The organism is Streptomyces sp. SAI-135 (assembly GCF_029893805.1).
Lineage (GTDB): Bacteria > Actinomycetota > Actinomycetes > Streptomycetales > Streptomycetaceae > Streptomyces.
On record NZ_JARXYP010000002.1, the window covers coordinates 6,230,845 to 6,257,782 of the forward strand.

20 protein-coding genes and 1 pseudogene are annotated in these 26,938 nt (G+C 70.7%); 13 read left to right on the forward strand and 8 right to left on the reverse strand.

The genetic code is table 11. From position 1 onward, the window contains the following. The first annotated feature begins 2 nt into the window (after positions 1 to 2). The 4 genes from M2163_RS32930 (at position 3) to M2163_RS32945 (ending at position 4,013) form a co-directional block, all read left to right on the forward strand. Positions 3 to 902, forward strand: a complete 900-nt coding sequence (locus M2163_RS32930; protein WP_280895768.1) for an SMP-30/gluconolactonase/LRE family protein — start codon at positions 3 to 5, stop codon at positions 900 to 902. Positions 903 to 1,345: 443 nt separating this feature from the next. After that, on the forward strand, positions 1,346 to 1,855 hold the full coding sequence (locus M2163_RS32935; RefSeq protein WP_280849252.1) for a MarR family transcriptional regulator: 510 nt from the start codon (positions 1,346 to 1,348) through the stop codon (positions 1,853 to 1,855). A 43-nt stretch (positions 1,856 to 1,898) separates the two neighbouring features. After that, on the forward strand, positions 1,899 to 2,237 hold the full coding sequence (locus M2163_RS32940; RefSeq protein ID WP_020122734.1) for a DUF3817 domain-containing protein: 339 nt from the start codon (positions 1,899 to 1,901) through the stop codon (positions 2,235 to 2,237). Positions 2,238 to 2,312: 75 nt separating this feature from the next. Beyond that, positions 2,313 to 4,013 (forward strand): methylmalonyl-CoA mutase family protein, encoded by a 1,701-nt coding sequence (locus M2163_RS32945; RefSeq protein ID WP_280895769.1) that lies wholly within the window; start codon positions 2,313 to 2,315, stop codon positions 4,011 to 4,013. On the opposite strand, the gene M2163_RS32950 is transcribed toward M2163_RS32945, so the two are convergent. Further along, positions 4,010 to 4,699, reverse strand: a complete 690-nt coding sequence (locus M2163_RS32950) for a TetR/AcrR family transcriptional regulator (RefSeq protein WP_280895770.1) — start codon at positions 4,697 to 4,699, stop codon at positions 4,010 to 4,012. The genes M2163_RS32945 and M2163_RS32950 overlap by 4 nt on opposite strands. 232 nt (positions 4,700 to 4,931) lie before the next feature. On the opposite strand from M2163_RS32950, the gene M2163_RS32955 reads away from it, so the two are divergent. From M2163_RS32955 to M2163_RS32985, 7 genes are all read left to right on the forward strand, one after another. Continuing rightward, positions 4,932 to 5,909 (forward strand): tetratricopeptide repeat protein, encoded by a 978-nt coding sequence (locus tag M2163_RS32955; protein WP_280849249.1) that lies wholly within the window; start codon positions 4,932 to 4,934, stop codon positions 5,907 to 5,909. Between the two features lie 663 nt (positions 5,910 to 6,572). After that, entirely contained in the window at positions 6,573 to 7,214 is a 642-nt protein-coding gene (locus M2163_RS32960) for a DUF6230 family protein (protein ID WP_053846408.1), read from the forward strand. A 186-nt stretch (positions 7,215 to 7,400) separates the two neighbouring features. Beyond that, positions 7,401 to 8,009: a DUF6114 domain-containing protein gene (locus M2163_RS32965; protein ID WP_280895771.1), complete on the forward strand. Its 609-nt coding sequence runs from the start codon at positions 7,401 to 7,403 to the stop codon at positions 8,007 to 8,009. Next, complete coding sequence (locus M2163_RS32970) at positions 7,999 to 9,318, forward strand: hypothetical protein (RefSeq protein ID WP_280895772.1); 1,320 nt, start codon at positions 7,999 to 8,001, stop codon at positions 9,316 to 9,318. Before M2163_RS32965 ends, M2163_RS32970 begins: the two co-directional genes overlap by 11 nt. Positions 9,319 to 9,622: 304 nt before the next feature. Then, positions 9,623 to 10,561 carry a VCBS repeat-containing protein gene (locus M2163_RS32975; protein WP_280895773.1) on the forward strand — a complete coding sequence of 313 codons (939 nt, stop codon included), beginning with the start codon at positions 9,623 to 9,625 and terminating at the stop codon, positions 10,559 to 10,561. Between the two features lie 35 nt (positions 10,562 to 10,596). Beyond that, complete coding sequence (locus tag M2163_RS32980; RefSeq protein WP_280895774.1) at positions 10,597 to 14,991, forward strand: polymorphic toxin-type HINT domain-containing protein; 4,395 nt, start codon at positions 10,597 to 10,599, stop codon at positions 14,989 to 14,991. Continuing rightward, positions 14,988 to 15,545, forward strand: coding sequence for a hypothetical protein (locus tag M2163_RS32985; RefSeq protein WP_280849244.1), 558 nt, complete (start codon positions 14,988 to 14,990; stop codon positions 15,543 to 15,545). Before M2163_RS32980 ends, M2163_RS32985 begins: the two co-directional genes overlap by 4 nt. 55 nt (positions 15,546 to 15,600) lie before the next feature. Here the strand turns inward: M2163_RS32985 and pyk are convergent, their stop codons facing one another. The 3 genes from pyk to pta all read right to left on the reverse strand — a co-directional run bounded on the left by pyk (position 15,601) and on the right by pta (position 20,426). Next, positions 15,601 to 17,025 (reverse strand): pyruvate kinase, encoded by a 1,425-nt coding sequence (gene pyk / locus M2163_RS32990; RefSeq protein ID WP_280849243.1) that lies wholly within the window; start codon positions 17,023 to 17,025, stop codon positions 15,601 to 15,603. Positions 17,026 to 17,115: 90 nt separating this feature from the next. Continuing rightward, a complete protein-coding gene (locus M2163_RS32995) occupies positions 17,116 to 18,321 on the reverse strand; it encodes an acetate kinase (RefSeq protein ID WP_280849242.1) in 1,206 nt (401 codons plus the stop codon). Further along, positions 18,318 to 20,426: a phosphate acetyltransferase gene (gene pta / locus M2163_RS33000; RefSeq protein ID WP_280849241.1), complete on the reverse strand. Its 2,109-nt coding sequence runs from the start codon at positions 20,424 to 20,426 to the stop codon at positions 18,318 to 18,320. The genes M2163_RS32995 and pta overlap by 4 nt, the downstream gene beginning before the upstream one ends. A 196-nt stretch (positions 20,427 to 20,622) precedes the next feature. Between pta and M2163_RS33005 the strand changes: the two genes are divergently transcribed. Then, complete coding sequence (locus tag M2163_RS33005) at positions 20,623 to 21,648, forward strand: ATP-dependent 6-phosphofructokinase (protein WP_280849240.1); 1,026 nt, start codon at positions 20,623 to 20,625, stop codon at positions 21,646 to 21,648. Positions 21,649 to 21,684: 36 nt separating this feature from the next. On the opposite strand, the gene M2163_RS33010 is transcribed toward M2163_RS33005, so the two are convergent. Next, entirely contained in the window at positions 21,685 to 22,389 is a 705-nt protein-coding gene (locus M2163_RS33010) for a helix-turn-helix transcriptional regulator (RefSeq protein ID WP_280849239.1), read from the reverse strand. Between the two features lie 196 nt (positions 22,390 to 22,585). Here M2163_RS33010 and M2163_RS33015 point away from each other — a divergent pair. Continuing rightward, positions 22,586 to 23,013, forward strand: a pseudogene (locus tag M2163_RS33015) (TIGR03618 family F420-dependent PPOX class oxidoreductase); the annotation flags it as partial. A 782-nt stretch (positions 23,014 to 23,795) separates the two neighbouring features. Here M2163_RS33015 and M2163_RS33020 read toward each other — a convergent pair. Genes M2163_RS33020 through M2163_RS33030 form a run of 3 tightly spaced genes read right to left on the reverse strand, consistent with a single transcriptional unit; the run spans position 23,796 to position 26,852 of the window. After that, positions 23,796 to 24,623, reverse strand: a complete 828-nt coding sequence (locus M2163_RS33020) for a carbohydrate ABC transporter permease (RefSeq protein WP_280849238.1) — start codon at positions 24,621 to 24,623, stop codon at positions 23,796 to 23,798. 4 nt (positions 24,624 to 24,627) lie between these two features. Beyond that, positions 24,628 to 25,488 carry a sugar ABC transporter permease gene (locus M2163_RS33025; RefSeq protein WP_280895775.1) on the reverse strand — a complete coding sequence of 287 codons (861 nt, stop codon included), beginning with the start codon at positions 25,486 to 25,488 and terminating at the stop codon, positions 24,628 to 24,630. Continuing rightward, positions 25,485 to 26,852, reverse strand: coding sequence for an extracellular solute-binding protein (locus M2163_RS33030; protein ID WP_280895776.1), 1,368 nt, complete (start codon positions 26,850 to 26,852; stop codon positions 25,485 to 25,487). Before M2163_RS33030 ends, M2163_RS33025 begins: the two co-directional genes overlap by 4 nt. Positions 26,853 to 26,938: the final 86 nt, after the last annotated feature.

Consider the following 26,938-nt stretch of genomic DNA (forward strand, 5'->3'; position numbering starts at 1 on the left):
CGGTGCCCGACAGCCTCTACGAGATCCTGGACGACCGTTTCCGGCCCTGCACCAACGGCGACAGCAGGCTGGAGACCCTCTACGACGGCTGCCGCTGGGCCGAGGGACCGCTGTACCTGCCCGCGTGGCGCCAGCTGATCTGGAGCGACATCCCGAACGACCGCATCCTGCGCTGGGACGAGGCCACCGGCGCGGTCGGCGTCTTCCGCGCCCCGGCCGGCAACAGCAACGGCAACACCGTCGACCGGCAGGGCCGTCTCGTCACCTGCGAGCAGGGCAACCGGCGCGTCACCCGCACCGAGCCGGACGGCACGGTGACCGTCCTGGCCGAGCGCCATCAGGGCAGGCGCCTGAACAGTCCGAACGACTCCGTCGTGCGCTCCGACGGCACGATCTGGTTCTCCGACCCGGACTTCGGCATCCTCAGCGACTACGAGGGGCACCGGGCCGAGTCGGAGATCGGGGCGTGCCATGTGTACCGGATCGATCCGGTCACGGGTGAGGTGTCCCTCGCCGCGGACGGCCTCGACGGCCCCAACGGGGTGATCCTCTCGCCCGACGAGCGGCAGCTGTACGTCTCCGACTCACGGGCGGCCCGGATCCACCGGTACGACGTCCACGCCGACGGCACGCTCTCGGACGGCGAGGTCTTCGCCGAGGCCCGCGAGGGCGTCCACTTCGACAACATCCGCTTCGACGACGAGGGCCGGCTGTGGGCTGCCGCCCTGGCCGACGGTGTCCACTGCTACGACCCCGACGGCACGTTGATCGGCCGCGTGCGGGTGCCCGAACCGGTGGCCAACGTGACGTTCGGAGGGCCGAAGGGGAATCGGCTGTTCATCGCGGCCACGACTTCCTTGTACTCGCTGGTGATGTCGGTGACGGGGGCGCGGCGGATCTAGCGAGGGTTGCTGCGCCGGGCTTGAGCGGGGCGCCTAGGGGGGTGCGGGGTTCGGTTGGGGGGCGGGTGCGGGTCCGTCGTGGCTGGTCGCGCAGTTCCCCGCGCCCCTGGGTGGGACATGTGGACGCTCGTGCAGACGCGGACGGCGGCAAGGGGACGGGGTGGGGGGTGTCCGCCCGCAGCGGCCGGCGTCCGTTACCGAGGACAGTTGAAGGGGGCGAGCCGCCGGACCGAGGACGGATACCCCCCCACCCCGGCACCGACCCCACCACCGGGCCGTATGCGCTACGCACGCCCCCACCGAAGCCGTCACGGGCCGCCGCAGGCATCTCAGGGGCGCGGGGAACTGCGCAAAACGCCCGCCCCCACCGAACCCGCACCCGAACAAGTCTGAAGGGCGAGACACTGCTGACCACGATGTGACCGGCCGGTAAGGTCGGTGCCGTGCCGAAGCCGCTCAGTCTTCCCTTCGACCCCATCGCCCGCGCCGACGAACTCTGGAAGCAGCGCTGGGGAAACGTGCCGTCCATGGCCGCGATCACCTCGATCATGCGTGCGCACCAGATCCTGCTCGGCGAGGTCGACGCGGTGGTCAAGCCGTACGGACTGACCTTCGCGCGATACGAGGCGCTGGTGCTGCTCAACTTCGCCAAGGCGGGCGAGCTGCCGATGTCGAAGATCGGCGAGCGGCTCATGGTGCACCCCACGTCCGTCACCAACACCGTGGACCGCCTGGTCAGGTCCGGCCTGGTCGACAAGCGCCCCAACCCCAACGACGGCCGCGGCACCCTCGCCTCCATCACCGACAAGGGCCGCGAGGTCGTCGAGGCCGCCACCCGGGACCTCATGGCGATGGACTTCGGCCTCGGTGTCTACGACGCCGAGGAGTGCGCGGAGATCTTCGCGATGCTGCGCCCGCTGAGGGTGGCGGCACGGGACTTCGACGAGGACTGACCCAGGTCAAGATCTCCCGGAACGGACGGTTACGCTCGACGCCATGAAGAAGAGCGTGCTGACCCGCTACCGCGTCATGGCCTACGTCACCGGTGTGCTGCTGGTCCTGCTGACCCTCGGCGTCATCGCCAAGTACCTGCTGAAGATCGACGGCGCCGACAGCTTCACGACGGCCGTCGGTATCGCGCACGGCTGGCTGTACGTGGTCTACCTCGTCTTCGCCTTCGACCTCGGCTCCAAGGCGAAGTGGCCGGTCGCCAAGCAGCTGTGGGTCCTGCTCGCCGGGACGATCCCGACGGCCGCCTTCTTCGTGGAGCGGAAGGTCAGCCGCGAGCTGGAGAGCAGGGTCACGGACGGGGCTCCCGCCCCCGTCAAGGCGTAACCCTCACCGCCGTGCGGTACGCGCACGGCGGCCGCCTGTCGACGTTTACTAGGACGTCCTAGTAGCTTCGATGGTATGGACGCTGACGCCATCGAAGCGGGTCGCCGTCGTTGGCAGGCCCGGTACGACGCCTCGCGCAGGCGTGCGGGCGACTTCACCACGCTCTCGGGGGACCCCGTGGAGCCGGTGTACGGGCCGCGGCCGGGGGACGTGTACGAGGGCTTCGAGCGGATCGGGTGGCCGGGGGAGTACCCCTTCACGCGCGGGCTGTACCCGACCGGTTACCGGGGGCGGACCTGGACCATCCGGCAGTTCGCCGGGTTCGGGAACGCCGAGCAGACCAACGAGCGGTACCGGAAGATCCTCGCCGACGGCGGCGGCGGGCTGTCGGTCGCCTTCGACATGCCGACGCTCATGGGGCGCGACTCCGACGACCCCCGCTCACTCGGCGAGGTCGGCCACTGCGGGGTCGCCGTCGACTCGGCGGCCGACATGGAGGTCCTGTTCCGGGGCATCCCGCTGGGCGAGGTGACCACCTCCATGACGATCAGCGGGCCCGCTATCCCCGTCTTCTGCATGTACCTGGTCGCGGCCGAGCGCCAGGGCGTGGACCCGTCCGTCCTCAACGGCACGCTCCAGACGGACATCTTCAAGGAGTACATCGCGCAGAAGGAGTGGCTCTTCCAGCCCGAGCCGCACCTGCGCCTCATCGGCGACCTGATGGAGCACTGCGCGGCCGCCATCCCCGCCTACAAGCCGCTGTCCGTCTCCGGATACCACATCCGAGAGGCCGGTTCGACGGCCGCGCAGGAGCTGGCGTACACGCTCGCGGACGGCTTCGGATACGTGGAGCTGGGACTCTCGCGCGGACTGGACGTCGACGTGTTCGCGCCAGGGCTCTCCTTCTTCTTCGACGCGCACGTCGACTTCTTCGAGGAGATCGCCAAGTTCCGAGCGGCGCGGCGCATCTGGGCGCGGTGGATGCGGGACGTGTACGGGGCCAGGTCCGAGAAGGCGCAGTGGCTGCGCTTCCACACCCAGACCGCGGGCGTCTCGCTGACCGCGCAGCAGCCGTACAACAACGTCGTCCGTACGGCGGTCGAGGCGCTCGCGGCCGTGCTCGGCGGGACCAACTCCCTGCACACCAACGCCCTGGACGAGACCCTCGCCCTGCCGTCGGAACAGGCCGCGGAGGTCGCCCTGCGCACCCAGCAGGTGCTCATGGAGGAGACCGGGGTCGCCAACGTGGCTGATCCGCTGGGTGGTTCGTGGTTCGTCGAGCAGCTCACGGACCGGATCGAGGCAGACGCGGAGAACATCTTCGAGCAGATCAAGGAGCGGGGCCTGAGGGCGCACTCCGACGGCCGGCACCCCATCGGGCCCGTCACGTCCGGGATCCTGCGCGGGATCGAGGACGGCTGGTTCACCGGCGAGATCGCCGAGGCGGCCTTCCGCTACCAACAGGCCCTGGAGAAGGGCGAGAAGAGGGTCGTGGGGGTGAACGTCCACCACGGGTCGGTCACCGGGGACCTGGAGATCCTGCGGGTCGGCCACGAGGTGGAACGGGAGCAGGTGCGGGCGCTGGACGGCCGTAAGGCGGCGAGGGACGAGAGGGCCGTGCGAACCGCCCTGGAGGGAATGCTCGTCGCCGCCCGCGACGGGTCCAACATGATCGGACCGATGCTGGACGCGGTGCGCGCGGAGGCGACTCTCGGGGAGATCTGCGGAGCGCTGCGGGACGAGTGGGGGACGTACACGGAGCCGGCCGGGTTCTAGACCTCGGGCGTGGAGTCACCTGATCGCGGAGAGTCCCAGGCTGCCTGCGAAGATCCGTTCGCTTCGGCAACCGCTCCGGCAAGTCCCAGCAGCAGTACCCGGGTGAGGCTGCGGACCCACTCCGTGTCGGCCGGCTGGGAGCTCACCAGGCAGCGGTGGACGACCGAGCCGGCGACGATGTCGAAGACGAGGTCGGCGGTGCGGGCGGAATCCAGCGGGTCGGTCTCCGGAGGCAGTTCGCCGCGGGCCTGGGCGCGTTCGCGGCCCTCGAGGACCAGTCGTTTCTGGCGGTCGACGATCGAGGAGCGGATGCGCTCGCGCAGGGCGTCGTCGCGGCAGGACTCCGCCACCACCGCCATCAGGCCGTTCTTCGCCTCCGGACGGGCCAGGATCGCCGCGAACTGGAGGACCACGCCCTCGATGTCCGCGGCGAGGGTCCCGCTGTCGGGGAGTTCCAGCTCGTCGAAGAGTTCGGCGACCGCGTCCACGACGAGTTCGTTCTTGCCGGCCCAGCGGCGGTAGAGGGTGGTTTTCGCGACCCCCGCACGGGTAGCCACATCTCCCAGCGTGAGCTTCGACCAGCCCAGCTCCACCAGCGCCGCCCGCGTCGCCGCGAGGATCGCGGTGTCCGCGGCGGCGCTGCGCGGGCGTCCGGTGGCGCGGGGGGCGGGGCTGCGGCTCTGCATCCTCCGACCATAACCGGCCGTTCTCGGACGGCAGTGAGGGAGATCACCGGGGTGGGGTACCGGGTAGGCACTCGGTGCCATTACGCTACGACTCGTAGCGAAAGCTCGCGACGGACGTACGCGGGTGACGGTGCGCACGGCGTGGGGTGGGGACCCGGCGTCAGGACCGCGCTGCACGACCGGCTTTCACATCGCTTTTCACAGACGCGCGCGCACGGGGGAGGATAGACGCATGCAGCCACGGAACATGTCCATGAGCGGAGTCGTCGACCTCGCCGCGGTGAAAGCGGCCCAGGAGGCCAAGGCGAAGGCGGAGCAGGCCCGCGCCGAAGCGGCCCGGCACGGCGGCGGCCCCGGTGCCGTCTCCCCGGCCGATCTCGTCATCGACGTAGACGAGGCGGGTTTTGAACGCGAGGTCCTGCAGCGGTCCACCGAGGTCCCGGTCGTCATCGACTTCTGGGCCGAGTGGTGCGAGCCCTGCAAGCAGCTCAGCCCGGTGCTGGAGCAGCTCGTCGTCGAGTACAACGGACGCCTGCTCCTCGCCAAGATCGACGTCGACGCCAACCAGATGCTGATGCAGCAGTTCGGGGTGCAGGGCATTCCGGCCGTGTTCGCCGTCGTCGCGGGCCAGGCCCTGCCGCTCTTCCAGGGCGCGGCCGGCAAGGAGCAGATCCAGCAGACCCTGGACCAGCTGGTGCAGGTCGCCGAGCAGCGCTTCGGGCTGACCGGCCTCACCGTCGACCCGGACGCCCGGCCGGGCGCCGCCCCGCAGCCCGCGGAGGTGCCGGCGGGCCCCTACGACGCACTTCTCGAGGCCGCCGTACGCGCCCTGGACGCCGGGGACTTCGGCGGTGCCGTGCAGGCGTACAAGAACGTACTGAGTGACGACCCCGGCAACAGCGAGGCCAAACTGGGGCTCGCCCAGGCCGAGTTGCTCCAGCGGGTGCAGTCGCTCGACCCGCAGCAGACCCGCAAGGACGCGGCCGAGAAGCCGGGAGACGCGCAGGCGCAGATCGCCGCCGCCGACCTGGATCTGGTCGGCGGTCATGTCGAGGACGCGTTCGGGCGGCTCATCGACACCGTGCGCCGCACGGCGGGGGACGAGCGGGACACCGTACGGCTGCGGCTCCTTGAGCTCTTCGAGGTGGTCGGTGCCGACGATCCGCGGGTCTCGGCGGCCCGCAGGGCGCTGTCCCGGGCCCTGTTCTGAGGGCGGCCGCCGAGCGGGGCGCGAGGCCGGTTCTGACCAGTTGCTAAACGCCCCGGTGTGTGGTGCCCGAGTGAAAGTCCTGTCGTCGGGAGGTCACTGCGGCCGCGCTTTGCCAAAACTTGGCAATCGCGGCCGCTGTTACTTCCAGTAAGCCACGGGCGTTGATCTGTCGGATTCTGTCCATCGATCAACTGTTTTGCCCTCCCCCCGTTTGCCACCCAGCGTCGCCGACCGAGACCAGCGGGTCGTTGTTCGGTTATCCGGCCGTTACTACCGAGTAACGAAGCCCCTTGTGCGGGCGGCGAGAATGCACCACGATCGGCGACGCTCGGTCCTTTCCCGTACCCCGACAGCCAATCGGGCCGCGGGATTCCCTGGGTCCCCACCGAGCAGAGCGGGCGGCAGGTGCGCCGGCTCTCGGACAGGGGGGTCTTCGCCCATCCGGCGAAGCCTGTCCAGCAAGGTTGTGCGTGATGCGTGTCAGGCGCGACCAGTGGTTGTCGCTCGGGGGTGATCGCCGGTGATCGGTGCGCGGTTCGCGCCTCCGAGTGCGGGCGCTCTCCTTCCCGAGGACGTAGCACTTCTCCCATCCCTGCCCGGCTGAGCCGTCCTTTTCGACAGGGCAGTCAGGGTCAGGAGATGTACGTCCGAGAAGGAGGAAATATGGAGTCCCAGGTGCGTGGCGGGACAAGATGGAAGCGGTTCGCTGTGGTCATGGTGCCCAGCGTCGCCGCGGCCGCCGCGGTGGGCGTCGGGCTTGCGCAGGGTGCGCTCGCCGCGTCGTTCAGCGTGTCCGGCCAGCAGTTCAAGGTGTCGGCGGATGAGCTGCACGGTACGGGCTTCGCTCAGTACGGCGGTGTAGACACCGTCTACAAGCAGGTCGACGGCAAGGAAAAGACCCAGGTGCCGGTGGCGATCTCGTCGTTCGACGACGCGACCATCACCAAGATGTGCCAGTCGGTCAAGACCACCATCCCCATCATCAACAAGACGTTCTACCTGCGTCTTGACGCGGGTGGTGGCAAGACGCCGGTCTCGGCCCACAACCTCTACATCGATGTTGCTGACCTCCAGGCCAACGCGGAGTTCACGAACATCGACATCGGCGTCGCGGTCAAGGACAAGACCCGCGGTCCCGACGTGAAGGCCGGCGAGAGCGTGCTGCCGGGCGGCTTCGCCCAGCAGGCGGAGAAGGCCGACCTCTACGACGTCAAGCAGACGGCCTGGGCCACCACGGCCGGCACGTTCAAGCTGAGTGGTCTGTCGATGAAGCTCGGCGCGGACGCCAACATGGAGTGCTACTGACGGCTCCGGAGCCGGGATGTCCTGAGGGCGGCTGAGCCGTCCTCAGGGGGGCGGTGGAGCGTTCGCTTCTCCGCCCCACCCGGCCGACCGCGCCAAGGGCACCCCTCCACAGACTCAGACTTTCCGGCTTCTCCACGCCCACGGCCGAGCCGGTATGAACTTCCACCGGACCCAGGGAGCTTTTCCATGAGTGCCGAGACTCCGGTCCAGACCGCCGGGACCTTCACCCGGCTGCGTCTGCGATTCCGCGCCTGGCGGGGCAACCGGCCGTTCTGGGCGGGCCTGTTCACCCTGCTCGGCGGGGTGCCGATCGCCTACTTCCCGTACGCCACGTTCAAGCTGGGCACCATGTCGATCGCCATGGCGACGACCGCGGGTGCCGGCTCCCTCATCATCGGCGTACTGCTCGTCACGCTGGGCCTGACGATGTGGTTCCAGCAGGCCACTCGCGTGTTCGCTGGGGTCGCAGCGATCGTGCTCTCCCTGGTGTCCCTGGTGGTCTCCAACATCGGCGGCTTCATCCTGGGCTTCCTCTTCGCGCTGATCGGCGGAGCGCTCGCCGTCTCCTGGGCGCCCGGCGCGCCGCCCCGGCCGCAGCCGCTGGACGAGGACGGGACGCAGGGCGGTGCGCCGCAGGGTGCCGACCCCGACACCACGGTCCTCAGGCCGGTGGAGGGCGAGCCCGCGCCTGCGTACGAGGCGCCGGAGGCCGGCCGGGACGGATCGTCGGACCGGACGCCCGAGAGCGCCTGGGCCGGCGGCGACGACGTGAACGGGGGGTACCGTGTCGGCTGAGAACCTCTCCGGCGAGGGCTCCGCGGCCGCCGCGGAGGTCAGAACCGGCCCCCGGCACGCGGCGCCCAAGAAGCCCCTGTTCAACAGGTTCCACATGCCGGCCGGCAAGGCGATAGCCATGGCGGCGATGCCGACGGCGGTCCTCATGGGCATAGGTTTCACGCCGACGCTCGCCCTCGCCGACGACGCGCCGACCGCGAAGAGCCTGACGGCGGACGAGTACAAGGACTGCATCGCCGCGCTGGACGGCAGTGCCTCCCCGTCCGCCTCGGCGAGCTCCTCGCCGGACTCGGACGACGCCACGGCGACCCCGTCCCCGTCGGCGTCCTCCGGCTCCAACTCCGGCTCGGGTTCGGGCGGTTCCTCTTCGTCGGATTCAGGTTCCGACGACAAGGCCACGCCGACGCCGACGCCGTCCGCCTCCGCGAGCAAGGAGGAGAGCAGCTCCTCGGACTCCTCCGGCTCCGGCACCGCCACGCCGTCCCCGTCGCCCTCCGCGAGCGACGACGGCAACCTCCTGACGGACATCGGCGACGCGCTCACCGGGATCTTCACGGGCGGTTCCGGCTCCAGCGACCCGGCCACTGCCACGCCCACGCCGACCCCCTCGGCCTCGGCTTCCAAGAGCGCCGACGACAGCGCGGGCGACACCGCCAAGGACACGGCCGACAAGGTCACCGACACGGTCAAGGACGCCGTGAAGGACACGAGCGACACGGCGTCCAAGGCGGCCGAGGACACCACCAAGGCCGTCCAGGACACCGCGAAGGCGGCCGAGGAGGCGGCGGCGGACGCCACGGCCTCCCCGAGCCCCTCGGCGAGCTCCACGACCGACCCGGAGGACTGCCCGGTCGCCACGGACGAGGTGGGCGACACCGAGCCCGGCATCACCGTGGCGGACAACGCCTGGACCCTGAAGGCCAGTTCGCTCACCCTCAAGGGCGCCGACTACCAGGGCGTCGTCAAGGTCAAGACGGCGAGCGGCAAGACCAAGAAGGTCCTGAAGTACGTCGTGTCCGGCGGCACCGACATCGGCGACCTCCACCAGATCGTCACCGAGCGCGGCAAGACGTACCACGTGCAGGCGGGCAAGGGCACGACGTCGAAGATCACCGACGGCAAGACGACGATGTACACCGAGAGCATCTCCGGCAACCTGCTGGGGCTGATCCCGATCACGTTCAGCCCGGACAACCCGCCGCCGCTGAACATCCCCCTGATCTACTTCACCAACGTCACGGTCCAGCAGGCCGCCCAGTACGGCGGGACCCTGACCGTGCCCGGGATGCACCAGTACAGCGAGGGCTGACCGACGCCCCTCACGAACCCTTCCGGGAGCCGCAGGAAGACTGTGCCCCGCCGGGCCCGGCCCGGCGGGGCACAGCCGCGGGCAACCGCCCCCGCGGCACGTGAAACGGACTTTCTGGCACGGAAGTCCGTCCCTTCGGAAAATCCCTTCACAGAATCCACATAGTTCCCATACGGTGGCTCTTGCCGTGGACATGACCAGACGCGGCGCGGGGGCGGCACCGGGGAACACCTGACCTGTGTTCACGGCGTCTTGGTGTGCGCGTGCGGGTCCCCGCCGACCCCACCGACGGGAACCTCTCGCCTTGATACGCATCTCCCTCAGCCGCCCCCTGCGCCGGGCGGCCGCTCTCGCTCTCGCGGGGGCCGTGACCACCGTGGTCGCGCTCACGACAGCGCACACCGAGCCGCCCGGACCAGGTTCCGCGGAAGCGGCTGCCACCGACGGCGCCCCCATCGACGGCGCCCCCCTCCTCCAGCAGGCCGCAGCCGACGGCACCGGCCTCCTCCCGCTCCTCGCCCGCGGCAAGGACGGCCACCTCTGGGACTACGAGGCCAAGGGCACCGGCGGCTGGAAGACCCGCGCAGACCTCGGCACCGGCTACTCCGTGGCCACCGCCCTCGTCCAGGCCGACATCTCCGACAACGGCCGGGGCAACGACCTCTACTTCCGGATCGGCGGCACCCTCTACTACACCGCCGAACGCGGCAACGACACCAAGGTGCTGGGCACCGGCTGGGACCAGTACAACCTCCTCGTCTCCGTCGGCGACATGGCCGGCAGCGCCCAGCCCGACCTCGTCGCCCGCGGCACCGACGGCCAGCTGTGGCTCTACCAGGGAAAGGCCGACGGCACCCTCTCCGCCCGGGTCCGGATGAAGGACTCCACCGGCTGGAACGGCATGAGCGTCATCGCCGGGCGCGGTGACTACACCGGGGACGGCATCGCAGACCTCGTCACCCGCAACAGCGCCGGCAGCCTGCTCGTCTACCCCGGCACCGGCAAGGCCACAGCCGACGCTGTGCTCGGCACCAGCATCACCGCGGCCACCACCGGCTGGAAGGACTACACCGCGGTCGTGTCGACCGGCGACAACACCGGTGACGGCAAGGCGGACCTGATGGCCGTCGACGCGGCGGGCGCCCTGTGGCTCTACAAGGGGACCGGCACCGCGAGCGCCCCCTTCGGCGCCCGCACGCAGATCGGCACCAGCGGCTGGACCCAGTACAACCTGCTGTTCTGAGCCCCCTTCCCGTCGTCCTCACAGACAGGTTTCCCATGCGTACCGACGCACGCAGACGGGGGCTCCTCGCGAGATCCCGTTTCCTGCCCCTGACCGCGATGGCCGTCGCCGGCGCGATCGCGGTGACGGGCGGTCAACTCCCCGACGTCACCGGCCGGTCCGAACAGACCGCGAGCACCGCCGACCCCGCCCCGACCGCCTTCGACGCGAAGGCCGCCGAACGTGTCCGCCAGGAGCAGTGCCTCCTCAGTGGAGTCCTGCGCAAGGGCGGGCCCGCGATGAAGGAGACCGCGCGGGCCGGCCTCATCGGCACCGAGGACCAACTCCACACGGCGGCCGACCCGTCGTACTGGAAGGACACCGCGCTCCACAAGGCGTACGTCACGGACAAGGCCGTGGCCGACGCCAGGATGGACGAGCTGTCCGGGCGCCGCGCGGTGTGGGAGGCATCCCTCGCCGTCCAGACACAGCCGCCGCCCTACACGTACACCGGCTTCCAGTGGGTGGAGGACAAGGACAACCCGTTCCCCAGGATCGGGCTGAGCACCTGGGTCGCCGCCCAGTTCTGGAAGCAGGAAGGCGACTTCTACGCCGACCCGCATCCGCTCGCGAACAAGGCGTCCGTCGACGCGGCCACGGCGGTCTACAACGCCCGCTACTCGCCGGACGCCTACGAGGACTACAAGGACCGCCAGGCGTGGGAGTCGTTGCAGTTCATGCACGACATGTACGCCGACGACGCCCGGCTCTTCCTCCAGTACGGCGGTTTCCCGACCACCGCTCCCGACCCGGACTCGATGGAGTTCCGGATCGACGTGGAGAACCTCAAGGCCCGCTTCGCGTCCTGCGCGTACACCGACCCCCAGGACCCGCACCAGGTGCTCGGTGACGAGATCGCCACCGCCCACACCGAGTGGCAGGCGGAGATCGACGGGCAGAAGACCCAGCGGGACGCCATCATCCGGGCCGAGAAGCAGGCCAACGCGGATCTGTCGACGGCCTCGCAGGCACTCGGCGAGGCCCTCGGCCAGTCGCTGATCGCGAGCCGGCTCACGGACTGGCAGGCCTACTGGACCGGCCAGAAGCCCGCCGACCACCCGAACGACTACCCGACCACGGCCGAGTTCACCAAGGTCAAGAAGTGGATCACGGACGCCCAGGGCCGGGCCGGCGGACGCCTCTACGTCGCCTCCCGCGCCGCGCTGTCCGCCAAGACCCAGGCCGACGCGGTGACCCAGGCACAGACGCAGGCATACGGCATCGCCGACGCGGCCGGACTGCCGCGCGGCCGGGGCCTGCTGTACGGCCAGCAGGCCGCGCAGGTCGCCAAGGCGTCGGCGGCGGCCACCCAGGCCGCGGCGAAGGCCGTGGAGACGGCGTTCAACGCGACCCGCGCCTCCGCCGCCGACAGCAAGACGCTCGACTCGCTCGCCAACACCCAGGCGCACGCGGCCAAGGCGGAGTTCCGGCGCATCGCCGCGCAGGAGGCCGAAGCCCAGGCCAAGGCCGCCGCCGAGGGGGCAGCCGCCCAGGCGGAGGAGGCGGCCAAGCACGCCTCCGAGGCCAAGGCGGCCGAGAACAAGGCGAAGGCGGCCGAGCAGACCGCCAAGAACGCGGCAGCCGATGCCAAGGCCAAGCGGCAGAAGGCCGAGGCCGAGCGGGACTACGCCAAGTCGCAGGCGGACCTCGCCGCGTCCGAGCGGAACAAGGCCCACGACGCCGAAGCCCGCGCACAGTCCCAGCGGCAGATCGCCGCCGACAAGCTGTCCGACGCGCAGGCCGCGGGCGGCACCGCCGCCGACAAGAAGGATGCCGCGCTCGCCGCCGAGAACCGGGCGCAGCGGGCCCGCAACGGCGCGCTCGCCGCCGAGGACCGCCGTGACGCCCTGGTCGCCAAGGCGGAGGCCGCGGAGGCACTGCTGGCCGCTGTGGACGGCACCGCCGACGCCATCGAGGCCCGGCAGGCCGCCACCAAGGCCCGCTCGGCGGCCGACGACGCCACGGCCGCGGCCACCCAGGCCCGCCAGGCGGCGAACGAGGCCACTGAGGCGGCCACCAACGCCCGTGAGGCGGCCACCCGGGCCCAGGGGGCGGCCAAGCGCGCCCAGGCCGCCGCGGACGGCGCCCAGCGCGACGTCGCCATCACCGGGGCCGCCGTCACCAAGGCTCACGCGGCCGCGGCCGACGCGATCGCCGCGTCCCGGGCCGCCAAGTGGAACGCGATCGCCGCCAAGGCCGAGGCGGAGACCGCGCAGAAGGCCGCCGCCAAGGCGCGCGGTGACGCGTTGGCCGCCCGCTCCGAAGCCACCCTCGCGGGCGCCGACGCGATCCGCACCGCCGGGCACGCCTACTCCACCGCGCAGGCCGCCGCGGCCGCGCGGGACTCGGCGGCGAAGGTCGTCAAACCCGCCAACGACGCCATCGAGCTGGGCTCCCCGTACGCGGAGACCGACTCCTCGGCAGGTCTCGCGGTCCTGACCGGTCAGGCCGCGAAGACGGCCGCACAGCAGCAGGTCGCCGTCGCCAACGCCAAGGCGGCGCAGGCCAAGAAGGCGGCCGCCGAGGCCAAGGCGCTCGCGGCCCAGGCGAACGCCGACGCGAAGGCCGCGGCCGAGGCGGCGGCGAACGCGGCCGAGTGGGCCGCGCAGGCCAGCACCTCCGCCGCGGAGGCGCAGGCCTCGTCGGACGCGGCGGCGGCCTCCGCCAAGGCGGCCCAGCGGGCCGAGGCCAACACTGTCGAATACGACAAGCAGGCAGTCGCGGACGCGGCTGCCGCGCAGACGGCCGCCACCGCGGCCGACGGCTACGCCACCGACGCGGACGCCTCCGCCGACGCGGCCGAGCGGGACGCGGCGAGCGCCCGCAGCGCGGCCGACGCGGCCGAGGCCGACGCCTCCACCGCGCGGTCCGTCGCCGACAAGGCGGAACGGGACGCGACCGAGGCCGAGGCCGCCGCGGCCAACGCCCGCAACCTCGCCGTGGAGGCCGCCGAGGCCGCCATCCGCACCCAGCAGGTCGACTTCGAGGACCGCAAGGAGCAGGAGCGCACCGCCGACGGCGGCGGCACCGGCGTCGAGGGCGTCGTGATGAAGCCCAGCGGCGACTCCAAGGTGGACATCAACCCGCTGAGCGACTGCGTGGGCAGCCACTCCGGCGGCGACATCGGCTGCGAGATCGACCTCGAGTTCCATATCTACGGCGAGATGGACTTCTACGTCGAGTCCTGCCCGCTGCCCGGTGTGGACCGCGCCCACTGCGGCTCGTCGATCCAGCGCGACTACCTCACGAGCTCTCCCCTGGACGTCAAGTTCAAGGAGGAGAACGTCCACATCGACGGGATCAAGCTCACCGAGTCCGTCCTGAAGGCCGTCGCCACCGGAGCCGTGGCGGACATCGTCGGCTGCTACAAGCGCAAACTCAGCAGCTGCGCCTGGCTGTTCGGCAGCATCATCATCCCGGGCCTGCTGGTGAAGGCGGCGGAGGCGGCCTTCGCGGTCCGCACCGCGATGCGCGGAGGGGCCGGCCTCGGCCGGGCCATCTGGGGTCTGCGCGGCTCGGGGCTCTCCGCGTCCGCTGCGGCCCGCCTCGAGAACCTCGGCCGGCAGGCACTGAACTCCATGTGCTTCCCCGCCGGGACCAGGATCGCGACCGAGCACGGGACCAGGCCGATCGAGGAGATCCGGGCCGGTGACCGGGTCTGGGCGCAGGACCCGGAGACGGGTGAGCGCCGACTGCGCACGGTCGCCGGGGTGATGGAGCGTACGGCGGACGCGCTGGTCTCGGTCGACATCGGCTCGGAGACCCTGCGAGCCACCACGGAGCACCCGTTCTGGGTGACGGGCAAGGGCTGGACCGGCGCCGAGGCGCTGCGTCCCGGCGACCGGCTGCACACCCTGGACGGCAAGGACGCCCGGGTCGAGTCGGTCACCCGGAAGCGCGGTCCGGTCCAGGTGTACAACTTCGAGGTCGAAGGCGACCACACCTACTTCGTCGGCGCGGCGAAGGTGCTGGTGCACAATTCGTGTCGGATCTGGCCCAACAACATGGCGGCCACCCTGGAGAGGGAACTCGCCCTCGCCGAACGGATGGGCATCCGCCCGGCCAAGCCGGGTTCCGCGAACTGGGACAAGTACATCGACATGGACGGCGAGGTGATCAAGTGGGCCGTCCTGGAGGACGGACAGCTGGTGATCATGCCGAAGATGGTGCAGGGGCAGGAGCTCTCCCACCCCGTGCTGAGCGGCGGCTCCGCGGTGCGGGCCGCCGGTGAGGCCCAGGTCGCGGGCGGCGGCGGCCAGTACTTCGGGCTGGAGATCAACGCCCACAGCGGTCACTTCTTCAAGTCGGGCGATCCGTTCTGGGCGCCCGGCGGCGGAGCGGAACAGCTCGGCAAGGAGATGTTCGAGGCGGCGGGGGTGATGTTCGGATGACCCGGGCCTTCGACGGTCTCGACCGGCTCGACCTCGACGGCCATGTGCGCCGCTGGTCGGAACCGGGCGCGGTTCCGGCCGGTGCAGATGTGAGCGAGTGGGCGGCCGCGGCCCAGCAGTTCGCCGCCCGGCTCCAGGACGATCCGTCCGGCCCGGCCGGGCTCACCGACGACCAGTGGCGTGCCGTGGGACAGGCGTGGTCGGTGCTGCTGGCCGGCGCCGAGCGGGCGACCGGGCCGCAGCGGGGCGAGTGGCTGCTGCGGGACCTGCACCTGAGGTCCTGGCTGCTTCAGCACGTCGGGCCGCGCGAGGGGGTCGCCCTGCTGGAACCGGCGGCCGTGCTGGAGAGGGCGCTGGCCGCCATGCCCATGTCTCCGTCGGAGGCAGCCCGCGCGGCTCCGCACTGGCGGGAGCAGGACCGGGAACAGATCATGGCACTGCGGATGATCCGACGGCTGCTCGCGCCGGTACGGCCGTTGGACGGGCTGCTCGCGGACCACCCCCGCTGGGGCGAGGTCCAGGAGTGGGAGCGCGTGGCCCGCGAACTGCCGTGACACGCACCGAGGGCGCCCCCTGCCACAGGGAGCGCCCTCGGTGTCGTACGGATTCCTACTGCGCGCCGCCGATGTGGTGCACCCGGATCATGTTCGTCGTGCCGGGGACGCCGGGGGGCGAGCCGGCCGTGATGATGACGATCTCGCCCGGGTTGAAGCGGTTGATCTTGGCGATCTCCTGGTCGACCATGTCGACCATCTCGTCCGTGGTGTTCACGAAGGGGACCACGTGGGACTCCACGCCCCAGCTGAGCGCCAGCTGGTTGCGGGTGTTCTCGTCCGTCGTGAAGGCGATGATCGGCTGCTGGGCGCGGTAGCGGGACAGCCGGCGCGCGGTGTCGCCGGACTGGGTGAAGGCCACCAGGCCGCGGCCGCCGAGGAAGTCGGCGATCTCGCAGGCGGCGCGGGCCACCGAACCGCCCTGCGTGCGGGGCTTCTTGCCGGGGACGAGGGGCTGCAGGCCCTTGGAGAGCAGCTCCTCCTCCGCCGCGGTGACGATCTTCGACATCGTCTTCACGGTCTCGATCGGGTAGGCGCCGACCGAGGACTCCGCGGACAGCATCACCGCGTCCGCGCCGTCCAGGATCGCGTTGGCCACGTCGGAGGCCTCGGCGCGGGTCGGGCGGGAGTTGGTGATCATCGACTCCATCATCTGGGTCGCCACGATCACCGGCTTGGCGTTGCGACGGCACAGCTCGATGAGGCGCTTCTGCACCATCGGGACCTTCTCGAGCGGGTACTCGACGGCCAGGTCACCGCGGGCCACCATGACGGCGTCGAACGCCATCACGACGTCCTCCATGTTGTCCACCGCCTGCGGCTTCTCCACCTTGGCGATGACGGGGACCCGGCGGCCCTCCTCATCCATCACGCGGTGGACGTCGTCCACGTCCTTGGCGTCGCGGACGAAGGACAGGGCGACCATGTCGCAGCCCATGCGCAGCGCGAAGCGGAGGTCCTCGACGTCCTTCTCGGACAGCGCGGGCACGTTCACGGCCGCGCCGGGCAGGTTGATGCCCTTGTGGTCCGAGACGACACCGCCCTCGATGACGATCGTCTTGACCCGCGGGCCGTCTACGTCCAGCACCTTCAGCTCGACGTTGCCGTCGTTGATGAGGATCTGGTCGCCCCGGGAGACGTCACCGGGCAGCCCCTTGTAGGTCGTCCCGCAGATGGTCCTGTCGCCGGGGACGTCCTCGGCGGTGATGACGAACTCGTCACCGCGCTCCAGCTCGACCGGACCCTCCGCGAAGGTCTCCAGGCGGATCTTCGGACCCTGGAGGTCGGCGAGGACACCGATGGCCCGGCCGGTCTCCTTGGCGGCGGCACGGACACGGTCGTACCGGCCCTGGTGCTCGGCGTGGGAGCCGTGGCTGAAGTTGAAACGGGCCACGTTCATGCCGGCTTCGATCAGCGAGACCAACTGCTCGTGGGAGTCGACCGCGGGGCCGAGAGTACAGACGATTTTCGAACGGCGCATGGGGCGATCCTATCGGTTTGTTTCCCTGCGGAATATTCCGTCTGGCGGAAGATACAAATGGGCGGGGTCGCGCTCAGTTGCGGTTACTGCTCAGTCGCTTTCTTCGACCAGTGCGTAGGTCTGCGTCGCGATTTCCAATTCCTCGTCCGTCGGCACCACGGCCACCGCCACCCGGGCGTCCGCCGGCGAGATCAGTCGCGGCTCGTCGCTCCGTACGGCGTTCAGCGCGTCGTCCACCGCCAGGCCCATGGAATCCAGGCCCGCCACGGCGGCCTCGCGCACCGGTGCCGCGTTCTCCCCGACGCCGGCCGTGAACGCGATGGCGTCCACCCGGCCGAGCACCGCGTAATAGGCCCCGATGTACTTCTTCAACCGGTGAATGTAGATGTCGAATGCGAGCTTCGCCTGTTCGTCACCCTCGTCGACCCGGCGGCGGATCTCCCGCATGTCGTTGTCCCCGCACAACCCGATCAACCCGCTCTTCTTGTTGAGAAGAGTGTCGATCTCGTCCGTGGACATTTTGCCAACACGCATCAAATGGAAGATGACGGCAGGGTCCAAGTCACCGGAGCGGGTACCCATCACGAGTCCCTCCAAAGGCGTCAGCCCCATGGAGGTGTCCACGCACCGCCCGCCCCGCACGGCGGACGCGGAAGCGCCGTTGCCGAGGTGCAGCACGATCACGTTGACCTCTTCCGGCGACTTCCCCAGCAGCTGGGCCGTCGCCCGGGAGACGTACGCGTGCGAGGTGCCGTGGAAGCCGTAGCGCCGGACGCGGTGCGCGTCGGCGGTCTCCACGTCGATGGCGTAGCGCGCCGCCGACTCCGGCATCGTGGTGTGGAACGCGGTGTCGAACACCGCGACCTGCGGCAGGTCGGGGCGCAGGGCCATCGCGGTGCGGATGCCGGTGAGGTTGGCCGGGTTGTGCAGCGGGGCGACCGGGATGAGCCGCTCGATCTCGGCGAGCACGGCCTCGTCGATCACCGTCGGCTCGGTGAAGGTCTGGCCGCCGTGCACGACCCGGTGGCCGATGGCGGCCAGCTCGGGGGAGTCCAGGCCGAGTCCGTCCCTCGCCAGCTCGTCCGCCACGGCCTTCAGGGCGGCCTCGTGGTCGGGAATCGGACCGGTGCGCTCACGGGTCTCGCCGCCCAGGGGCGTGTGCCTGAGCCGCGAGGACCGCTCCCCGATGCGCTCGACCAGCCCCTGCGCCGGGCGGCTGCCGTCCCGCATGTCGAGCAGCTGGTACTTGACGGACGAGGAGCCGGAGTTGAGGACGAGGACGCGGGTGGCGCTCACTGGGCGGAAGCCTTCTCTGTCGAAGCGGTCGCGGTGGACGGGTTCTGGGCCTGGATCGCCGTGATGGCGACGGTGTTGACGATGTCCGAGACGAGCGCGCCCCGGGACAGGTCGTTGACGGGCTTGCGCAGGCCCTGGAGCACCGGGCCGACGGCGATCGCGCCGGCCGAACGCTGCACGGCCTTGTAGGTGTTGTTGCCGGTGTTCAGGTCCGGGAAGATCAACACGCTGGCCTGGCCCGCCACTTCGGAATCCGGCAGCTTGGTCTGCGCGACGGTCGGCTCGACGGCGGCGTCGTACTGGATCGGCCCCTCGATCCTGAGGTCGGGCCGCCGCTGCCGCACCAGCTCGGTGGCCTCCCGCACCTTGTCGACGTCGGCGCCCGAGCCCGACGTGCCGGTGGAGTACGACAGCATCGCGATCCGCGGCTCCACGCCGAACTGCGCGGCGGTCGCGGCCGACTGGATGGCGATGTCGGCGAGCTGCACCGCGTCCGGGTCCGGGTTCACCGCGCAGTCGCCGTAGACCAGCACCTTGTCGGCGAGGCACATGAAGAAGACCGACGAGACGATGTCGGCGTCCGGCTTGGTCTTGATGATCTCGAAGGCCGGGCGGATCGTCGCCGCCGTGGAGTGCACCGAACCGGACACCATGCCGTCGGCGAGGCCCTCCTGGACCATCAGCGTGCCGAAGTAGTTCACGTCGGAGACGACGTCGTAGGCCAGCTCGACGGTGACGCCCCGGTGGGCCCGCAGGGCCGCGTACTTCTCGGCGAAGGAGTCGCGCAGTTCGGAGGTCGCCGGGTCGATCAGCCGGCAGTCGCCGAGGTCGATCCCGAGGTCGGCGGCCCTCTTGCGGATCTGGTCGACCGGGCCGAGCAGCGTGAGGTCGCAGACGCCCCGGCGCAGCAGCACCTCGGCCGCGTGCAGCACCCGCGGCTCGGTGCCCTCGGGCAGGACGACCCTGCGCTTGTCGGAGCGGGCCGTCTCCAGGAGCTGGTGCTCGAACATCATCGGCGTGACGCGGTCGCTGCTCGGCGCGGAGACCCGGCGGGCGAGCTCGGCGGTGTCGGCGTACCGCTCGAACAGACCGAGCGCGATCTCCGCCTTGCGCGGTGTGGCCGCGTTCAACTTGCCTTCCAGCGCGAAGAGTTCGGCGGCCGTGGGGAAGCTGTTGCCGGTCACCGAGAGCACCGGGGTGCCGGGGGCCAGACGGGCGGCGAGGGTGAGGACGGCGTCGCTCGGCACCTCGTTCAGGGTGAGCAGCACCCCGGCTATCGGCGGGGTCCCGGCACTGTGCGCGGCGAGCGAGCCGACGACCAGGTCCGCGCGGTCACCCGGGGTGACCACCAGACAGCCCGGGGTCAGGGCGTTGAGGAGGTTCGGCAGCATCGCGCCGCCGAACACGAAGTCCAGCGCGTCCCGGGCGAGCCCGGAGTCGTCGCCGAGGATCACCTTCGCGCCAAGGGCCTGGCCGATCTGGGCGACGGTGGGCGCGGCGAGCGCGGGCTCGTCCGGCACGACGTAGCAGGGCACCGGCATCCGGCCCCGCAGCCGCTCGGCGATCTCGTCGCGGTCCTGGCGCGCCACCCGGTTGGTCACCATGGCGAGGACGTCGCAGCCCAGGCCGTCGTAGGCCCGGTAGGCGTTGCGGGTCTCCGCGAACACCGACTCGGCGGGCTGGGTGCGGCCGCCCACCACCGGGATCACGGAGGCGCCGAACTCGTTGGCGAGGCGGGCGTTGAGCGCGAGCTCGTCGGGGAGCTGGGTGTCGGCGAAGTCGGTGCCGAGCACCAGGACCACGTCGTAGTCCCGGGCGACCAGGTGGAAGCGGTCGACGAGGGTGGAGACCAGCTCGTCGGTGCCCTGCTCGGCCTGGAGCGCGGAGGCCTCGTGGTAGTCGAGGCCGTACACGGTGGCCGGGTCCTGGGAGAGCCGGTAGCGGGCGCGCAGCAGCTCGAAGAGCCGGTCGGGGCTGTGGTGCACCAGCGGCCGGAACACCCCCACCCGGTCGACCTGGCGGGTCAGCAGCTCCATGACCCCCAGCTCGACGACCTGGCGGCCGTCGCCGCGGTCGATCCCGGTCACGTACACGCTGCGGGTCACGCGTGATCTCCCTCACTCGCACGGGCAGGAAAACAGGACATGAAAATTGCCCACCGAGGTGAGCGGAAACCCTCTTGACAGTACCCCGGTCGATGGATAAGGCGCCCGTCAGCACCGGATGCAACGGGTCTGTGCGGGACGTGAAAGAATCGGAGTCGGCTCACCGGTATCAACAGCGAGCAGGAGACACAGCACGATGCGTATCGGAGTTCTCACCGCAGGCGGCGACTGCCCCGGCCTGAACGCCGTGATCCGGTCGGTCGTGCACCGCGCGGTCGACAACTACGGCGACGAGGTCATCGGCTTCGAGGACGGCTACTCCGGCCTGCTCGACGGCCGCTACCGCGCCCTCGACCTGGACAGCGTCAGCGGCATCCTGGCCCGCGGCGGCACCATCCTCGGCTCCTCCCGCCTGGAGCGCGACCGGCTGCGCGAGGCCTGCGAGAACGCCTCCGACATGATCCACGAGTTCGGCATCGACGCGCTGATCCCGATCGGCGGCGAGGGCACGCTCACCGCGGCCCGCATGCTGTCGGACGCCGGTCTCCCGGTCGTCGGCGTCCCGAAGACGATCGACAACGACATCTCCTCCACCGACCGCACCTTCGGCTTCGACACCGCGGTCGGCGTCGCCACCGAGGCCATGGACCGCCTCAAGACCACCGCCGAGTCCCACCAGCGTGTGATGGTCGTCGAGGTCATGGGCCGGCACGCGGGCTGGATCGCCCTGGAGTCCGGCATGGCCGCCGGCGCCCACGGCATCTGCCTGCCCGAGCGCCCCTTCGACCCGGCCGACCTGGTCAAGATGGTCGAGGAGCGCTTCGCCCGCGGCAAGAAGTTCGCCGTCGTCTGCGTCGCCGAGGGCGCCCACCCCGCCGAGGGCAGCATGGACTACGGCAAGGGCGAGATCGACCAGTTCGGCCACGAGCGCTTCCAGGGCATCGGCACGGCCCTGGCGTACGAGCTGGAGCGCCGGCTCGGCAAGGAGGCCAAGCCGGTCATCCTCGGCCATGTGCAGCGCGGCGGTGTGCCCACCGCGTACGACAGGGTCCTCGCCACCCGCTTCGGCTGGCACGCGGTGGAGGCCGCGCACCGGGGGGAGTTCGGCAGGATGACCGCGCTCAAGGGCACCGACATCGTGATGGTGCCGCTCGCGGAGGCGGTCACCGAGCTGAAGACGGTCCCGAAGGACCGGATGGACGAGGCGGAGTCGGTCTTCTAGACCGCGGAGCCGGCCCCACGGACCCGGGCGGCGGTCCTACGGCCGTCCCTCGACCGCGTCCCAGAACCGCTCCACGATCTCGGCCAGGAACTCCTGGCCGGCCTCGCCGGAGCGGTCCCCGCCGCCGCCCCAGCTCAGGGTGGACACCATCTGCCCCTGGTACTGCCGGTGCAGATCCATGAGGGTCTCCTCCAGCAGCCGCCGGTCCAGGGGCACGATCTTCGCGATCTGACGGACGTAGGCCTGCCAGCGGGTGCTGACCGCCCCGCGCAGGCATTCGGTGAGCCGCTTCTCGCGTCCCGTGACGGCGACGAAGTCCGGCAGGGTCAGCTCCAGCAGGTCGGCCAGGGCGGCGGACTGGCGGTCGGTGCCGCGCCACTCGTCGCGCTCCTCCATGCCGAGGTAGGTGAGCAGTTCGACCCCCACGGCGCGGGCGACGTCCTCGGGGGCGATGCCGCGTGCGACGCGGTGCTCGCGCAGGGTGCGGGGGCGGCCGATGAGTTCACCGGGGGAGCACCACAACACGCCTGCCAAAGCGGTCAGTTCGGGACTGGTGGGGCAGAGGGTCCCGCGTTCCCAGGCGATGACGAGATCCGGGGTGACGTACGGGAGCCCGTACGAGACGCGCAGTCCGTAGGCCACGTGCTCGGGCCCCATGCCGAGGGCGACACGGAGTCTGCGGGCGGTGAGGTTGTCGAAGGGCGGTCCGGGCTGGCTGGGCAGGGCGGGGGGTCGGCGCACGGCCCACAAGCTAGGGGCGCCGGGATGCGGTGACTACGGTCTGTTCGGCCAGGATCACGGATTGTAGGAATCTACGGTTTCGACTGTGCATTCGGGTCGGCCGAAGATCCTCTGTCGTCGGCGCGGACGGGCCGGCGAGGAGGGCGCCGGGTGCCCGGGCGGGTGGCCGGAAAGAGGTGCGATCTTCGTGTACGAAGTGAATGGCAAGGTAGAGGGGCATATTCGCGAACGGCTGCCGGCGCCGGACTCCTGGCGTCTCGCGACCGCCGGTCCGGACGGCGCGCCGCAGGTCTCGCCCGTGCGGGCGGACCTCGAAGGTGAGTACGTCATGGTCAACACGGCGATCGGACGTGTGAAGGAGGAAAACCTGCGGCGCAATCCGAACGTCTCCCTCTCCCACCTCGACCCCGCCAACCCCTGCGACCGCGTCGAGATCCGGGGCCGGGTGGTGCGGTTCGTGGAGGGCGAGGAGGCGGAGCGCTCCATGGACCGCCTCACGCGGAAGTACATCGGCGAGGAACGCTGCCCGGGCTGCTGGCGGGGGAGCGACGGGTGATGCTGCTGATCGAGCCGGTGCGGGTACGCAGGGTGATGGGAGTGGAGCCGTTCCGGCCGGGGACGGTGCGGCAGGACTGGACACGGCTGTCGACGCCCTGGGGAGCGATTCCGCCGACGCGACGGATCCGCGCCCGGGTGGCCTCCGTCGACCGCCTGCCGGGGCGGGAGGTGTCGGCCGTCTTTCTGGGGGCGCGGGTGCGGTCGATGGGGGGAGGGCGGCAGCTGCCGACAGGACCGCTTCCGGTGGCCGGACCGGGCCCCGGGGAGGAGCTCGGTCGCCCGTCCGCCGGAGTGGAGGGGGCGGGAGCTGTCGGCCGTCGGCCTGGGGTGACGGTGCCGGCGCGGCGGGAGTGGTCGGCGGGTCATCTCCTGGCGGCCGGGCTCCCAGTGACTGGGGCGTGCCCGGGGGAGATCGGTCGGCGGTCTGCGGGAGTGGGGACGGCGTCCGTGGACCGTCGACGAGGGGGGCGGGAGCTGTCGGCTGGTCCGCTCCCCGGCGGTCGGGCCCCAGCGATCGGCCGCGCCCCGGGGGAGATCGGTCGGCGGTCTGCGGGAGTGGGGACGGCGTCCGTGGACCGTCGACGAGGGGGGCGGGAGCTGTCGGCAGGTTCGCTCCCCGGCGGTCGGGCCCCAGCGATCGGCCGCGCCCCGGGGGAGATCGGTTGGCGGTCTGCGGGAGTGGGGACGGCGTCCGTGGACCGTCGACGAGGGGGGCGGGAGCTGTCGGCAGGTTCGCTTTCCGTGGCCGGGCCCGGGAGGAGGTCGGTCGGCCGTCGGGCGGAGCGGGGCTGGAGTTGTCGGCGGGTTCGCGTACGGCGGCCGGTGCAGGGCGGTGAGCCGGAATTCCGTCACCCCTTGACCGCTCCGCCCAGTGCGAAGCCGCCGCCCAGGCGGCGGGCGATCAGGACGTAGAGCAGGATCACCGGTGTCGAGTAGACGATCGAGAAGGCGGCGAGCTGGCCGTAGGCCACCATTCCGCGGTTGCCGAAGAACTCGTTGATGCTGACGGAGGCCGGCATGCGGTCGGGGGTGAGCAGCAGCATGAACGGGACGAAGAAGTTGCCCCACATCATGACGAAGGAGAACACGGTCACGACCGCGACCCCGGGGCCCATGAGGGGCAGCACGATCCGGACCAGCGACTGCAGGGTGCCCGCGCCGTCCGTCCAGGCGGCTTCCTCCAGTTCTTTCGGCACACCGTCCATGAAGTTCTTCATCAGCCAGATGGCGAAGGGGAGTTGGGAGGCGGCGAAGAACAGGATCGTGCCCTGGAAGGTGTCGATCAGGTCGACCTGCACGAACAGGGCGTAGACCGGAACCATGATCGCCGTGATGGGCAGGCTGGTCGCGAAGAGGATCGACAGCAGGAACGGCCGGTTGAGGCGGGAGCGGAAGCGGCTCAGGGGGTAGGCCGCGAGGGCCGCGCAGACCACCGTCACCGCGGTCGCCCCACCGCACAGGATCAGGCTGTTGAGCAGCGGGGTGAAGGTGATGTCGTCGGTCAGGACCGCGTCGAAGTTCTCCAGGGTGACCCCGTCGGGCACCTTCACCCTGAGGTCCGCGTGCGGGTCCAGAGCCGACAGGACCACCCAGGCGAGCGGCAGCACGAAGGCGGCGGCCACCGCCAACAGCCCCGCGTCGGCGGCGAGTCGGCGATTGCGGCGGCGGTCGGACACGGTCTCAGACCTCCGTTCGCAGCAGGCGCATGTAGACCACCGAGAACAGGGACCCCACCAGGAGCAGCAGCAGGGCCACCGCGGTGCCGTAGCCGATCATGCTGTTCTGGAAGGCCTGTTCGTACATGAACAGGGGCAGGGTCTGGCTCCGGTCGCCCGGACCGCCCCTCGTCATCACCCAGATCAGCCCGAACACCGACAGGGTCTGGAGGGTGTTCAGCATGAGGTTCGTGCCGATGGAGCGCCGGATCATCGGCAGGGTGATGTGCCACATCCGGCGCCCGCCGCCCGCGCCGTCGACCTCGGCGGCCTCCGTGATCTCCTTCGGGATCTCGTTCAGGGCCGCCGTGTAGACCAGCATGGAGAAGGCGGTGCCCCGCCACACGTTCGCGAAGGACACCGCCAGGATCGGCAGGGTGAACAGCCAGTTCTGGGACGGGAGGCGGAGCCAGTCCAGGATCGCGTTCAGGGTGCCCTCCCTGCGGAAGAAGGCGTAGAGGAGGAAGCCCGCGACGACCTCGGGCAGCACCCACGCGGTGATGACGATGCCGCCCGTGAGCGTGCGCACGGGCTTCGAGGCACGCTGCATCAACGAGGCGAGGGCCAGGCCCAGGGTGTTCTGCCCGACCAGTGACGACACGACCGTGAACACCAGCGTCAGCCATACGGCGTTGCGGAACTCCTCGTCCCCGAACGCCGTACGGAAGTTCTCGAAGCCGACGAACGACGACTCGGCCTGGCCGGTCAACTGCAGGTCGGTGAAGGCGATCCAGGCGCAGTAGGCGATGGGTCCGGCGAGGAAGAGGAGCAGCAGGACGAGCGCGGGGGTGAGGGGGAGGGCGCGGACGAGGGAGCGCGGGCTCACTTTTCGATCACTTGGTTGTCCGTGGCCTCCTTGAGCGCGTCGTCGTAGCCCTGGGCCGCCTCCTCGACGGGGACGTCACCGGTCGTCACGCCCTCCATCGCCTCCTGGATCGCGGTGGAGACCTTCGGGTACGCCGGGTAGGCGGGCCGGTAGTGGGTGCTGGCGACCAGGTCGGTGAAGAACTTGATGCCGGGCTGGGCCTTGGCGTACGCCGGGTCCTCGGCCACGTCCTCGCGCACGGCGATACCGGAGTTGGCGACGTACCACTTCTGGGCGTTGGCCTTGGTCTGCATGGTCTTCACGAACTCGAAGGCGAGGTCGGGGTTGCCCGCCTTGGCCGGGACCGCCCAGGTCCAGCCGCCGGACATGCTCACCTTGCCGGGGGCCTGCCCGTGCTGGGTCGGCATGTACGCGAGCCCCAACCTGCTGGACCACTCGGGCCATTCGTGGCCGCTGCCGGGCAGCCAGTCCTGCGGGAGCCAGGAGCCGTCCAGGTTGATGCCCAGCTTGCCGTCGGGGAGCAGGTCGCCGCGGACGATGGTCTGGATGTTGGGGTCGAGGGCGGTGGAGACGTCCGGGCCGAGCTTCTCCCGGTAGACCGTCTCGACGAAGGAGAGGGAGTCCTCGAAGCCCTGGCTGCCGGCGATCCACTTCTTGGCGGACTCGTCGTACAGGCGGTCCCCGGTGCCGTAGAGCAGCATCTCGAAGCCCTGCATGGTGGCGGCCTCGCCCGCGGGTTTGCCGGTGTAGACGTTGAGGGGGGTGACGTCCGGGACCCTGCGCTTGATGGTGCGGGCCGCGTCGAGGATCTCGTCCCAGGTCTTCGGCTGCCAGTCGGCGGGCAGGCCCGCCTTGGCGAAGATGCCCTGGTCGAACCAGAGCCCGCGGGTGTCCGTCCCGTCCGGGACGCCGTACGTCTTCCCGTCCTGCGCCTTCGCCGCGGCCTTCGCGGTGTCGATGAACCGGTTCCAGTCCGGCCACTTGGCGAGGTAGGCGTCGAGCGGCTTCAAGTACCCGCTGGTGATGTCGGAGTTGATGAGGAAGGTGTCCTCGTAGACCAGGTCGGGCGCGGTCTTCGCGGAGCGGAGCATCTGCTGGACCTTGGTGTAGTACTCCGAGTCCGGGGCCTTGATCGGGACGAGCTCGACCTTCTTGCCGGGGTTCGCCTTCTCGAACTGCTTCTTGATGTCGGCGAGATAGTCGTCCATCACGTGGACCGAGTTGTCCGTGGACTGCTTGAAGGAGACCTTCACGGTGTCCGGATCGCTTCCGGAGCCGCCGCCGCAGGCGGTGAGGGCGGAAGCGGCGAGGGCGAGGGCGGTGGCGAGTAAGGCGGTCCTTGCGGCGGTGGGGCGCACGGGCATGACCTCCTGCGGGCGCACGTCGTTGTGGCGCGGGGTGGTTGCCCGGTGACGGTAGGAGGAGTGGTCTAGTCAGGTCAATGAGCGTG